13 protein-coding genes are annotated in these 12,969 nt (G+C 62.2%); 3 read left to right on the top strand and 10 right to left on the bottom strand.

The features are described from left to right. Positions 1-139: 139 nt before the first annotated feature. From DK926_RS22325 to DK926_RS27130, 3 genes are read right to left on the bottom strand one after another with little or no spacing between them, the layout of a single operon-like run. Positions 140-1,036, bottom strand: coding sequence for an acyl-CoA dehydrogenase family protein (locus DK926_RS22325; protein ID WP_165839646.1), 897 nt, complete (start codon positions 1,034-1,036; stop codon positions 140-142). 23 nt (positions 1,037-1,059) lie between these two features. Next, on the bottom strand, positions 1,060-2,199 hold the full coding sequence (locus tag DK926_RS22320; protein WP_114332236.1) for an acyl-CoA dehydrogenase family protein: 1,140 nt from the start codon (positions 2,197-2,199) through the stop codon (positions 1,060-1,062). 60 nt (positions 2,200-2,259) lie between these two features. After that, positions 2,260-2,571, bottom strand: a complete 312-nt coding sequence (locus DK926_RS27130) for a hypothetical protein (protein WP_243636970.1) — start codon at positions 2,569-2,571, stop codon at positions 2,260-2,262. 163 nt (positions 2,572-2,734) lie between these two features. Here DK926_RS27130 and DK926_RS27125 point away from each other — a divergent pair, with 163 nt between their 5' ends. After that, positions 2,735-3,211, top strand: a complete 477-nt coding sequence (locus tag DK926_RS27125) for a hypothetical protein (RefSeq protein ID WP_243636969.1) — start codon at positions 2,735-2,737, stop codon at positions 3,209-3,211. Here DK926_RS27125 and DK926_RS22310 read toward each other — a convergent pair. The 4 genes from DK926_RS22310 to DK926_RS22295 all read right to left on the bottom strand — a co-directional run bounded on the left by DK926_RS22310 (position 3,172) and on the right by DK926_RS22295 (position 8,100). Continuing rightward, entirely contained in the window at positions 3,172-4,641 is a 1,470-nt protein-coding gene (locus DK926_RS22310) for a carboxyltransferase (protein WP_114332234.1), read from the bottom strand. The two genes, DK926_RS27125 and DK926_RS22310, sit on opposite strands and share 40 nt — an antisense overlap. Positions 4,642-4,660: 19 nt before the next feature. Beyond that, a complete protein-coding gene (locus DK926_RS22305) occupies positions 4,661-6,067 on the bottom strand; it encodes a biotin carboxylase N-terminal domain-containing protein (protein ID WP_243636968.1) in 1,407 nt (468 codons plus the stop codon). A 3-nt stretch (positions 6,068-6,070) separates the two neighbouring features. Continuing rightward, complete coding sequence (gene accB / locus DK926_RS22300) at positions 6,071-6,565, bottom strand: acetyl-CoA carboxylase biotin carboxyl carrier protein (protein WP_114332233.1); 495 nt, start codon at positions 6,563-6,565, stop codon at positions 6,071-6,073. A 323-nt stretch (positions 6,566-6,888) separates the two neighbouring features. After that, positions 6,889-8,100 (bottom strand): MFS transporter, encoded by a 1,212-nt coding sequence (locus DK926_RS22295; RefSeq protein ID WP_207890890.1) that lies wholly within the window; start codon positions 8,098-8,100, stop codon positions 6,889-6,891. 356 nt (positions 8,101-8,456) lie between these two features. Between DK926_RS22295 and DK926_RS22290 the strand changes: the two genes are divergently transcribed. Together DK926_RS22290 and DK926_RS22285 are read left to right on the top strand one after the other, a co-directional pair. Further along, positions 8,457-9,668 (top strand): acetyl-CoA C-acetyltransferase, encoded by a 1,212-nt coding sequence (locus DK926_RS22290; protein ID WP_114332231.1) that lies wholly within the window; start codon positions 8,457-8,459, stop codon positions 9,666-9,668. 25 nt (positions 9,669-9,693) lie between these two features. Then, positions 9,694-9,993 carry a WhiB family transcriptional regulator gene (locus DK926_RS22285; RefSeq protein ID WP_347812651.1) on the top strand — a complete coding sequence of 100 codons (300 nt, stop codon included), beginning with the start codon at positions 9,694-9,696 and terminating at the stop codon, positions 9,991-9,993. Between the two features lie 45 nt (positions 9,994-10,038). Here the strand turns inward: DK926_RS22285 and DK926_RS22280 are convergent, their stop codons facing one another. The 3 genes from DK926_RS22280 to DK926_RS22270 are packed head-to-tail and all read right to left on the bottom strand — an operon-like array spanning position 10,039 to position 12,933. Next, positions 10,039-11,253: an acetyl-CoA C-acetyltransferase gene (locus DK926_RS22280; RefSeq protein ID WP_114332229.1), complete on the bottom strand. Its 1,215-nt coding sequence runs from the start codon at positions 11,251-11,253 to the stop codon at positions 10,039-10,041. Beyond that, positions 11,246-12,085 carry an enoyl-CoA hydratase-related protein gene (locus DK926_RS22275; RefSeq protein WP_114332228.1) on the bottom strand — a complete coding sequence of 280 codons (840 nt, stop codon included), beginning with the start codon at positions 12,083-12,085 and terminating at the stop codon, positions 11,246-11,248. The genes DK926_RS22280 and DK926_RS22275 overlap by 8 nt, the downstream gene beginning before the upstream one ends. Beyond that, positions 12,082-12,933 (bottom strand): cyclase family protein, encoded by an 852-nt coding sequence (locus tag DK926_RS22270; protein WP_114332278.1) that lies wholly within the window; start codon positions 12,931-12,933, stop codon positions 12,082-12,084. Before DK926_RS22270 ends, DK926_RS22275 begins: the two co-directional genes overlap by 4 nt. Positions 12,934-12,969: the final 36 nt, after the last annotated feature.

Below are 12,969 nucleotides of genomic sequence, written 5' to 3'. Positions count from 1 at the left end.
TGGCGTGCTCGCGCGAGATGTTCGTTGAAGTGGTCTTCCGGATGGATCCAACCTCGTGGAACGCCTCCCATGTCGCAGCGTTCGAGCACTGCTCGCAAGCGCGGCCACCTGGGGCGCTGTTGACGACGACGATTATTGCTCAGCCATGGACGGTCTCCAACCCCGCTGCAACGTGTGCGGCGACCAGGAACTTTCGGAACGGAAAGTGCAGTCCGACTTCCCAGGTGAAACCGAGACCGCCATGTGTCTGGGTAGCGATCTCCGCGACGTCGATGCACTTGTCGATGGCGAACATCGCCGAACGGAACGCCTCCTCGGACCGCTGCGAACCCCAGATCAACGCCGTTTCGGCGGATTCGACCGCGACGGCCGCATTGGCCAGCTTGTGTTTGACGGCTTGAAAGGATCCGACGGGGCGTCCGAACTGGGTGCGCTGCTTGACGAACTCGATCGAGTCAGCCAACAACCGCTCTGCCCCACCGAGCGCCTCGGCCGCGAACACGAGGGCGACCTCCTTAGCGACTCCTTCGGTCATCGACGTCGTGACTTCCGCCGATGTGCGGACTCCACGAGCAACAAGGTCGACGCCGTCCTGTTCACCTCGGGGCATTGACATGAGAGTTCCACCGTTGTCGCCGAGCGTTGTGACGAAGGAGATGCCGTCAACAGTGCCGAAGGGGATCAACGATTGCCCACCGAGAGCAAGTGCGAATGTCACTGGTCCGTCGCATTCACGCGCCACCGCCGAGTGCCGCTTTGCCAGTAAGGTCGGCAAGAGAGGTTGAGGAATGCAGCCGTATCCCCATTCACGAGCCATCGAGACCAGGTCGCGAGACGTCGCACCCTCGCCATCTTCGACGACACCCGCGAGATCCCATCCGGCCGAGGCGATCGACGCCCACGAAACCGGCGGTTCGGACTGCTCGGCGTAGGTAGCAATGGGCGCCAGCGCGGTGGCTCGCTTGACGAGATCGCGGATGCCTTCTGCACCCATCTGGCCGATCTCGGTGGGCATCGTGTTCATGGAGTGGCGCATCGTTACCTCCAACTGGTCAGTGCTCATCTGGGAAGCCCCAGCACTCGCTCGGACAGAATGTTGCGTTGAATTTCACTGGAACCGCCGTAGATCGTCACCGCGCGAGCTTCGAGGTATTGGTAGGTCCAGTGTTTATGTTCCTCGACGGGGGTGCGCGTGACGCCAAGCCTGGTGACGTCCTGCCACAACTCGCTCCACATCAGCTTCAGCACGGATGCGGCCCGGCCCAACTTCGCCTCGTCGCCTGTCGTTTCCAGATCAGCGATCTTCGCGAGCTGCCATCGGACTAGCTCGGTCCGAATATCCAAGTCCTTCAGCCTGTCCGCGTACCGTGGGTTGTCACCGAGCGCCGAGAGAAGGGCATCGACGTCGGACCGAATTTCCACGTATCGTGCTGCAGTCTCGATGCCGCCCCGCTCGTCACCGAGCACTCGCATCGCTACACCCCAACCGTCACCGTCGTCGCCGACGCGATCCTCGTCGGCGACAAACACGTCGTCGAAGCGAGTTTCGGCGAAGTGCATCGCTCCGGAGATCTGCTTGATGTTGCTGATGGAGACACCGGGCTGGTCCATGTCCACCAAGAACATCGACAAGTTGCGGTAACGCCGCGCCTCGGGTTGGGTCTGGGCGAGTACGAAGCACCGACGAGCATGCTGAGCGAACGACGTCCACGTCTTCACCCCATTGAGGATGTATCCCCCGTCCACCCTGCGCGCACGCATCTGAATGTTTGCCATGTCCGAGCCGGCCTCGGGCTCCGAGAAGCCCTGGCACCATACTTCGGTGCCATTCATGATGGAGGGGATGTACTTCGACCGCTGCGCTTCGGTACCGTTCTTGATGAGCATGGGTGCGACAAGCGATTTGCCAACTCGCGCAAGCCCATCGGGTGCCTGCGCACTTCCGGCCAGGACATGGAAGATGATTTCCTCGGCCAATCCGAGGCCCCGTCCGCCGTACTCCTTCGGGATCGACAGGCCCGAGTAACCGCCCTCCCACAGAATGAAGTCCCACTCTCTGCGGAGCTCGTCCATTTCGTGCCCGGTCAGCGTGCCGCGGTTGTTCTTCCATTTCGCGGGCACCGCGTCGGCGAGCCACTGTTCCGCCTTCGCCGCGAATTGCTCAACGTCACCACGGGTGTGATGTGTCTGAGTTGTCATAATTTTCACCAAACGTTGAATTGAATGAAATAGATGTCGACACCGGCCGTCGCCGAACGCTCAGAGAATTGCGAGTGCGTTCGCAGGTGAGCTGACTGCTCCGTGAACCGGCAGCGGTGCGGCCGTGAACAAGAATTCCCACCGCCGGATCTCGACGCATGCCTGAGCCAATAGATCCAGCCGGAGCAGTTCCATTAGGGACAACCCGAGCGCTAGAAGCCTGCGGTGCAGTGACCCTGCTTCGCGAGACCCTGGCGCGTCCTCGACGGCCGGGTTGTCTGCACCAAGCATCGCGACCCCGTGGTCCCACAGGAATTGCGCGGTCGCTTCGCCGGCGTGCAGACCGTTCCATGCCTTGGTCGAGTCCTTCACTGATGCGGTCCGAAACGCTTCGAGCCAACCGGTCCCGCACCAGAACGATGTCGCCGCGTTCGAAGGTCACCGCTTGTTCGGCTGCCACCTGAGCGAGCTCGTCGGGGTGGATCGGCGAGCCCGAAGTCGGATCGTCCGCGGCACCGCGTTCGATCCTGGACCGGTGTACGTCCAAGAGGACGCCTCGGCCGACGATCGTGCGGTCAGCCCAGTGGTGCATGCCGAGTCGGTCACGGGCGTCCGTCATTTCGACGGCGCCGCCGTAGAAGCCGAATTCTCGCGCGCGGACGTGTGCAAGGCCGTCGATCTGGGAGTACGCCTGCGGGTTGAAGCGGTCGATGACGTCTTCGAGTTCGTTCCGTCCAGCTTCTACGACCCTGTGCTGCATGGCATCTCGGCCGAACATGGGTGTGTCGAACGTCGCCATAGGCTCGCTGAGACCGAACGAGCGTCCCTCGGTGACCGTGGCTGCCGCCCGACGACGCGCGTCGGCGCCGATCCAGGACAGCGTGCCATCGGCCTCAGGAAGCAGGCCCCACGAATGCCTGACCCCGAGTTCGCCGAGCGCGGGAAGCTCATCGTACGCAACCGTGGTTGCGCTCACCGCGTCACCCGGGTACGAACTGCGTGGATGCTGTAATCCGGGGTGGACACAAAGAACGAACCGCTGCCGTCCGAGTCCGCCAGCAGGTCGACGACGGATTCGACAGTGGGGCTGCTTCGACGGCGGTCGAGGCGCAGCGGCCCTTTGGCAAGCATCGCGTCCACTTCTTCGTCGGACATCATGAAACGAATCAGCAGTTCCTCGTCCGAGATCCCCGGGGCGAATTGCGCCCTGATCTCTTCGAGTGTCGGGTTCGGACGCGTCCACGACTTCAACTGCTGCGCACGAGGGTTTGCGAGGATCTTGTTCAGTACGTCGGGCGCGACGGGCGCAGGCACGGGACCGTAGTGACCGAGCACGTAGTGAATGACCTCGTCGGACACCATCGAGTACGGGTCGCCGGTGATGATGTTGAGAACGGCTTGCACTCCGACGAATTGCGAGAACGGGGTCGCCATGATCGGTGATCCCAAGTCCGTGCGAACCTGCGGGATGGCTTGCAGCACCTCGGGGAAGCGATGACCCATGCCGTGGCGCTCGAGCTGATTGATCAGAGTTCCGGTCATTCCGCCCGGCAGTTGGTGATCGTACATGCGCGGGTCGTACTCGGCCGGGATGCCGGTCGATCGGCCTGCATCGCGCGCGACCTGCTCGAAGTGTTCGGCGACGGGCGGGAAGGTCGACGCGTCGAGCCCGTGCGTGTGGCCCATGTGCTCGATGATGGTGACCATCGATTCCGTGGAGGGTAGCGACGGACCGTTCGCCATAGGCCGCGATGCGGTGTGGAGTCGAGTGAATCCGGACTCTACACCGACGATGTAGTTGTGCTGAGCAAGGTTCGTCGTGTTGTGGCAGTGGAGCTCGAGGGGAATGTCCCCGGTGGCCTGACGGATGGCAGGCAGCAGCGTCCGCGCCCGTTCAGGCTTCAAGACACCGGCCGCATCCTCGAAGTAGATCGACTCGACGCCGTCCCACGACGCCATGAGAGCGGCTCGTTCAGCGAAGTACGCATCGTCGTGCACGTCGGTCAAGCCGTACATGATGGCCGGGACAGGCTGTCCGCCTGCATCTTTGACGACTCGAACCATGTGCTCCATCAGCTCCATGTCGTACAGGCAGTCGTACAACCAGAAGCTCGTCACACCGTGCTTGATCAAGGTCTGGATCCAGAGATCCATGATGACCTGCGGGGTGGGCGCGAACCCAACGCAACTCAATGTCCGCAACCCCGAGCGGAGTTCGTTCTCCCCAAGGCCTGCGACGAGAAAGTCGAGTGTGTCCCAGGGGTTGTCGCCGTACTCACGTAGCAGGACCGTGAACATACCGGCACCGGTGAGGTCGACCGTGCGGTATCCCGCGTCCTTCAGATACGGGAGCGCACCGGCGGCTTCGTACGCACGCAACCGCATGCCCCACAGGCTCTGCTGACCGTCCCGCAGGCTCTGCTCGACGAATTCGATGTGCATTGGTTCTCCTCGATGAGTGTCAGGCCGAGACCGACGGAGCGGTGTTCGCCGACGGTGGTGTCCGGTCCCAGTCGGGGAGGAAGACATCTTCCAGCCACTTCGTGGTCACCGGGGACTTCTGGAAGTCCGGATGCGCCAGAATCGCTTGGTGGATATCGGCGGTCGTGGACACGCCTTCGACGCGAGTCTTCGCTAGCACTCGTCGCATACGGTCGATTGCTTCGACGCGCGTCGGGGCGTGCACGATGATCTTGGCGATCATCGAGTCGTACCACGGTGAGATCACCGCGCCTGCATGCACGAACGTGTCTACTCGTACCCCCTCACCGCGCGGGACGGTCCATTCGGTGATCGTGCCGGGCGTCGGTGCGAAGTTGCGGGCAGTGTCCTCGGCGTTGAGTCGGCACTCGATTGCGTGGCCAGCGAGGACGACGTCCTCCTGCTTGAACGACAGCGGTAGTCCCTGCGCGATTCGGAGTTGCTCGCGGACGATGTCGATCCCGGTGACCGCCTCGGAGATGGGGTGTTCCACCTGCACGCGCGCATTGACCTCGAGAAAGACGAACGTGTTCTTGTCGGCGTCCACGAGGAATTCGACAGTGCCTGCGCCGACATAGTTGAGCCCGCGGCATAAATCGACTGCAGCGCAGCGGATTCGCTTGATCAGGTGCTCGGGAAGGCCTGCTGCCGGAGCTTCCTCGATGACTTTCTGGTAGCGCCGCTGGGTGGAACAGTCTCGCTCGCCGAGGTGGCAGACGTTTCCGTGCTCGTCTGCGAGTATCTGCACTTCCACGTGCCGTGCGCGCTCGACGTAGGGCTCCAGATACACGGTGCCGTCACCGAATGCACGCTCGGCTTCAACGCTCGAACGCAGGTATCCGGCTTTGACCTCGTCTTCGCTGCGCAGGATCGTCATTCCTCGCCCTCCGCCACCTGCGGAAGCCTTGAGCAGCAACGGGAACCCGAGTTCGCGTGCCGCCGCAATCGCGTCGTCGGCGCTGGCGAGCCCGCCAGATCCCGCACCCGTGGGGATGCCGACTTCGTCGGCGACCGCTCGTGCCCCCAACTTCGAGCCCGATCGACGCATGATGTCTGCGGGAGGGCCGACGTAGACGATGCCGTTCTCCTCGCACGCATCTACGAGTTCTGGACGTTCGGACAGGAAGCCGTATCCCGGGTGCAGCGCGTCGCACTCGGTGGCGATGGCTGCCTGCACGACGCGTGGGATGTCGAGGTAACTCTCGCTGGCAGATGCGGGGCCGATGATCACGACACGATCGGCGAGGCGGGCAGCGAGCGTCTCGGTGTCGGCAGCGGAGCAGGCAAGCACACTCTCGACTCCCTCGTCGAAGCACGCTCTGATGATTCGTACCGCGATCTCACCGCGATTGGCGACGAGTACCCGACGAATGGTGTTCGCACTCAACGGTCAGGCCTTCGGCTCGATGGTCACCAGGGGCGTACCGAACTCGACCGCACCCGCGTTGTCGACGTGGACCGCGGTGACGACACCGTCGATGTCGGCGGAGACGTTATTCATCAACTTCATGACCTCGACGATGCCGATAGTGTCACCGCGCGCGACATCCTGCCCGACCTCAACGAACGGAGCTGCGCCGGGTGACGACGCGCGCCAGAACACTCCGACGGAGGGAGAACAGACGACATGGCCGGAATTCGATGTCGAAGCAGCAGTTCCGGTGGACGCAGCAGCTGGGCTCGCCGCAGGAGCTACGGGGGCCGGGGCAGCGAGGGTCGGAGCAGCGGCGATTGCGGCGGGGGCAGGGGTCGTCGCACCGGACAGTTCCTGACCGTTTCGGGCGACGGCAAGCCGAACATCTCCGATGATTACCTCGGCCTGGTCGAATTCGGAGTCCTGAAGTGTCGACAAGATCAACTTGATGCCTGCGGGCGTTACGTCCATAACCACTCACTTTCAAACGTTCGTTTGGTTGAATTCAGCCTAGATGCCCTGGTGCTCACGTGCAAGTACGTTCGACGGATCGAATCCAGCGGCGGAATAGACGAACCGGCTACACCCTGTGTCAGTCGTAGACAATGTCGACAAACCACCGCTTGTTGAGTGAGGTCTCGCCTGAAACGCCGGATGGCCCGCGCTCATCAGGCGCGGGCCATCCAACCGTGGCGATTTCGGACTTTTCCGATAACTTGTCCGACTCGCCCCATCAGCATCCTGGTGCCGTGGCCGCATGCAGCGATGTCACGGACTCGGGGTCTCGGATTCGCTCACGACGCGGCTTTTTTCCCCTGTCCTCTCAGGATGGCGACAGCACTGGCAAGCCCGATGATGGCACACAGCATCACGAAGAATGCGGGGGCGCGGTTGCTGCCCGTCGTCTCGATCAACCAGACCGCCAACGCTGGAGCAGTCCCACCTGCGATGACTACACCGATATTCCATCCGAGAGCCGTGCCGGTGTAGCGGATGTCGGATGGAAACAGCTCGGGAATACTGGTGTACCCAGCGACCTGCAGAAAAGACGTATTGATCATGACCATGACGAGCCCCAGCGTTACCAGAGCGAATGCACCGTTTTCCATGAGAACCATTGCGGGATAAGTTAATACAAGGTAGCCCGCCAGCCCGATCATTGCGGTCGGCGCCAGCCCGATCCGGTCCGCGAGTCGGCCGATCGGAAGCATGAGCAGCGCCGCGCCTGCCACGACGATCGTCAGCGTCCAGTACACCGGGGTCTTCTCGTAGCCGAGACGCTGAATCAGATGAATGCTGAGGTAAGTGAGTCCGAAGTATGCAGTTCCGTTCACAGAAAGGCTCAAGCCGACGGCCTTGGCCAGCGCTAGCGGTTCACTCTTGAACACCTGGACGAACGGGGTCTTAGCCCCGTCCTCGCGCTCTTTCTTCACCGAGTGCTCGACGAGCGAGCGACGGAGAACCCAGCAGACGGCAGTGAGTGGAAATGCAAGCAAGAACGGAATTCTCCACGCCCACGACTGCATCTGCTCGTCGGTCGTCAGAAACGTAACGGCCCCGGCTGTCGCGGACGCGAGCGCGAATCCCATTGTGGCGCCGAATGGATTGAGCGCACCATAACGACCACGCTTGCCCTTGGGGGCAGCTTCGGAAACCACCGTTGCGGCACCGGCAACCTCGCCGCCGACCGACATACCCTGCACAACGCGAAGGAGAACGAGAAGCACCGCGGCGAGCGGCCCAATCGTTGCATGACTGGGCAACAGGCCGATGATCGTACTCGCGCCGCCCATGCACAGCAGCGTCGTCATGAGTGCGGTGCGCCTACTGACGCGGTCTCCGATGTACCCGAACAGCACTCCACCGAACGGTCGCGCGATGTAGGCCACAGCAAAGACGAGCAGGGTTGAGAGCAGCGACGCAACAGAATCTTCCGATGGAAAGAAAACGGGTGCCAAGAAGACCGCCATGTAGGCGTAAATGCTGTTGTCGTAACCCTCGATCATGGTGCCGACGCCGCCGGCAATTCCTGCGCGGCGTCCGGTTCGGCCGGCGACTGCGCGATCACTTGAAGCGTCGGAGTCGAGTTCCACTGTGGGTTCGGTCATCACGGATCCATTTCCATGGTTGTTATTCAAACGATCGTTTGGTGGCCAAACACTAAGTGACGCACGTCTCGCTTGTCAATGCCTCGAGAGGCGAGCACATCACGTCGACAGGCTCTATAACCTATCCGTCAATCGATCGTTTGGTAGTCTCGGATCGCATCTTGAATTCCGCCGAGCTTCGACCTCCGCACGCACCACCTCGCTCGTGCAGCCCAGGTCCATCGCCGCACGTACACGACATCGAAGGATCCTTCATGCCTGACGCCGTCATCTGCGAACCCCTCCGCACCCCCGTCGGCCGCTTCGGCGGCGTGTTCTCCGGCATCGCGCCGGAAGCCCTCGCTGCCGCAGTGATCACCGAACTAGTCACCCGCACCGGCATTTCCGGTTCCGACATCGACGACGTCATCCTCGGGCAGGCGTCGCCGAACGGTGAAGCGCCTGCACTCGGACGCGTCGCCGCTCTCGACGCAGGCCTTGGAATCGACGTCCCCGGCCAACAAATCGATCGTCGCTGCGGATCGGGCTTACAGGCGGTTCTCCAGGCCTGCATGCAAGTCCAGACCGGCGCCAGTGACCTCGTCCTCGCCGGCGGCGCGGAAAGCATGAGCCAGGCCGAGTTCTACGCCACCGGAATGCGGTGGGGCGTCAAAGCGGAAGCCGTCGCACTGTCCGACCGTCTCGCTCGCGCCCGCGTCACCGCAGGCGGCAAGAACTTTCCCGCTCCCGGCGGCATGATCGAGACCGCGGAGAACCTTCGCGCAGAGTTCTCCATCAGCCGCGCCGACCAGGACGCCCTCGCCGTCGCCTCCCATCAGAAGGCGGTCGCCGCGCAGAAGAACGGTGTCTTCGCCGAAGAGATCGTCGGAGTCTCTGTTCCACAACGCAAATCCGATCCCGTCGTCGTCGATACCGACGAGCACCCTCGCGCCGACACCTCCATCGAATCTCTGGCGAAGTTGCGGCCCATCCGCGCGAAGATCGACGCCGACTCCACCGTCACCGCAGGCAACGCCAGTGGCCAGAACGACGGGGCCGCCCTCGCCATCGTCACCACCCCCGAGAACGCTGCCCGACTCGGGCTCCTTCCTATCGCGAAACTCGTCTCGTGGGCCGTCGCTGGGGTGCCTCCGGCCACGATGGGCATCGGACCTGTACCGGCAACCGAAAAAGCCCTCGGCCGAGCCGGACTCACCTTGGACGACATGGGTGTCATCGAACTCAACGAAGCCTTCGCCGCACAAGCCCTCGCCGTGCTGCGTACCTGGCACGTCGAACCTGACGACCACCGCCTCAACCCCAACGGCTCCGGCATCTCCCTCGGACACCCCGTCGGTGCCACCGGTGGACGGATCCTCGCCACGCTTCTCCGCGAAATGCAGCGCCGTGAAGCACGATACGGTCTCGAAACCATGTGCATCGGAGGCGGACAAGGCCTCGCAGCAATATTCGAACGTCTCGGCTGAGTCCAGGCGAGAGTGATCAATCGAAATGCGTGAACTTGCCATGAACATTCCTGCACGCACTGCAGACTCGTGGGCGTGGCAGCTAGAGGCGTCGTGCCGCTCGTCCCGATCCGAATTCTTCTACGACTTCGACGAGCACCCTGAGTTTGCTTCTGTTGCTTCGGCGATTTGCAGCGCCTGCCCGGTCCAGCTCACTTGTTTGACATTTGCGATCGAAACGAATGAAGCTCACGGGATTTGGGGCGGACTCGACCCACGGGAGCGTGTCAAGTGGAAGTGGCTGAACTACCGCCCCCACGCCACTGACACTCTTGGTGCCAGCTGACACGAGCCCGCGTCGAGGGTGGTTCGACGCGGGCTCCGGCTTCAGTCACAGCCGCTCGATCACCATAGCCATACCCTGACCTCCGCCGACGCACATCGTTTCCAGTCCGAACTGCCCGTCTCGAGCGCCCAGGTTGTTGAGCAACGTCGCGGTGATCCTTACACCGGTCATACCGAAAGGGTGACCCAACGCTATCGCGCCGCCGGCAACGTTCAGCTTGTCCTCGTCGATCTTCAGTTCACGCGCCGAGCCGATGACCTGTACGGCGAACGCCTCGTTGATCTCGACGAGGTCCATGTCGTCGATACTGAGTCCTGCCTTGGCGAGCGCACGACGTGATGCCTCGATCGGACCGAGTCCCATGATTTCCGGGGACAGTGCCGACACACCGGTAGAGACGATCCGAGCCAACGGCTCAACCCCGAGCTCTTTCGCCTTCGTGTCGGACATGATCACCATCGCGGCAGCACCGTCGTTCAACGGGCACGCATTTCCCGCGGTGACGGTCCCATCCGGCCGGAACACCGGTTTCAACCCGCTGATCTTTTCATACGTCGTACCTGCACGCGGGCTGTCATCGGTGGCCACAACGGTGCCGTCGGGCAACACCACCGGAGTGATCTCAGTTTCGAAATGGCCGGAGGTAACGGCCTTCTCGGCCAAGTTCTGGCTACGAACGGCCCAGCGGTCCTGCTCTTCCCGCGAGATACCGGTCAGCTGAGCAACGTTCTCCGCCGTGAGCCCCATGGACATGTAGGCATCGGGCAGAAGTCCGGAGTCTCGTGGCTCCGACCACGCGGTTCCACCTACCGCAAGTTCGGCGCTTCGAGCCTCTGCGTCCGCGAACAGCGGGTTGTGAGTGTCAGGGAACGTATCCGAGTTACCAGCAGCGAGTCTCGACACCTGTTCGACGCCGGCCGAAATAAAGATGTCGCCCTCCCCCGCCTTGATCGCGTGAAAGGCATTGCGCGTCGTCTGTACCGACGAGGCGCAGTAGCGGTTGACCGTCGTTCCCGGCACGTCGTCGAGGCCGGCAAGGATCGCGACGATACGCGCCATGTTGAAACCCTGTTCGCCACCGGGTAACCCACACCCGAGGAGGAGATCGTCGACGGAGTTCCGATCGAGTTCGGGAATCATGTCCAGCGCCGCAGTCACCATCTGGGCGGTCAGGTCGTCGCCACGTATACCTACCAGCGAGCCTCTCCCTGCCCTGCCGATCGGGGAACGGGCGATGGAAACGATGACAGCTTCAGGCATTGTCCACTCCCTCGGCCCCTGTAGGAACTTCGTTGAATCGCTTGATGGCCGCCTTGACGCCGCTTTCCTTGATCCACGACTGATACATCGCAACGTCGGGTGTGAGGTGAAGCAAAGCGTCGGTCTCGGCACCCATACGCATGTAGCTCAGTAGTCCTGACGTCTCCGCTGCCCTGTTGACCGCTTCCTTCTTGAGCTTCAACAAATCCAACGGGGTCCGGGCGATGGAGTGCGCAGTGCGACGAACTTCTCCGTCGAACTCTTCTGACGGGAACGACTCGGCAGCCCAACCCCATTCGTTGGCCTTCTTGCCAGTGATCCGACGGCCGGCATCGAACGACATCAGTTTGGCACGCTTGGATCCCACGAGATGTTCCCAGAGCGGCGAGATGTAACCGCCGCCGAGTGGCAGGGCGGGAGAGGCCATGATCATCGCATCGTCGGCGACGAGAGTGATGTCGCACAGCGACGCCAGCTGAGTTCCACCAGCTGCACATACCCCGTGGATCGCAGCGATCACCGGCTGCGGCTGACGCCAGATCTGGGTAAATCGCTCTACGTTTGAGAGCAACCGATCTCGGTCCTCGATCGCCGAGCGTTCGGCTGCATACCCCACCTCGGACGAGTCCGGTGCGATGTCGTATCCGGAACAGAATGCGCGACCTGCGCCGCGCAGCACGATGACACGCTGATCGGTTTTCGCGATCTCGTATAGACTCGATTCGAGCATGTCGAGCAGATCGTCGCTCAATGCGTTCAGGCGAGCCGGACGGTTCAGCGTCAACCAGGTGACGTACCCGTCCTTCTCGACCAGCAGGGGTGCGTCAGTCACTTGTTTCCTCCGACGAATGCGAGTGGGCGAATGGGAGATCCGGTGCCGCCCTTGATACGAAGCGCCGACGCCACGAAGAAGAAGTCTTCGATCTTGTCCGCTGCAAGAGCTTCCAAGTCGAGCGACTCCATGATCGGAGTACCGTTCTCGACCAGCATATGGACATGGACGTTCAGGGCCGGAACGGTCCACTGGGGCTTGTTCTCGAAATTGACGGTGTCGCTACCGACAGCGCGAACACCCCTGTCGGTCAACCATTTCGCGCCGGACAACGTGACCCCGGGCAGTCCTTTTCCGGTTCCGAGGTACTTGTCGGTGTCGTGCCAGTACTTCATGTAACCGGTGCGGAACACCACGATGGATCCCGGGGCGGGCGGCGTGCGATGGGCGAACCAAGACTCGAGTTCGTCAGCGCCGAAACCGTCGGCAGGCGTGAGCTCACGTCCGAACAGGACTTCGCCGTCGACGAGGTGACCGGGACCGATCAGCGGGGGAAGCTCCTCGACAGACCCGACGGAGATTCCGTCGTAGGAACTCTCGTAGTCACCTACTACGCGCCCACCGAAGATGCAGCCGTCGAGCGAGATGTGTCCCGGCGCGTCGACATGAGTACCGACGTGCGCACCCATGGTCAACATCTCCATAGCCGATGAGATTCCGCCGGGATAGGGGTGTTCGTGGTGCTTCTTCACCAGCGCGTACGAGAACGGCGGATGCGCCGCGTGTCGGGTCATGCCTGTTTCGAGCAGAACCGCCAGGTCGTATGCACGGCTACTACCCTGCGGCCACTCGATGGAGCCGTCCCAGGTGCTGCCACCCCAATTCAAAGCAACTGTTTTCTGCGACATGCCGATTCCTTTGTTTCGTACTATCGAGTCGGTCGT

Origin of the sequence: Rhodococcus sp. Eu-32 (assembly GCF_003336925.1) — a bacterium.
Classification (GTDB): Bacteria; Actinomycetota; Actinomycetes; order Mycobacteriales; family Mycobacteriaceae; genus Rhodococcoides; species Rhodococcoides kyotonensis_B.
The sequence above is the reverse complement of the archived record's forward strand: the minus strand, read 5'-3'. Positions and strand labels throughout refer to the sequence as shown.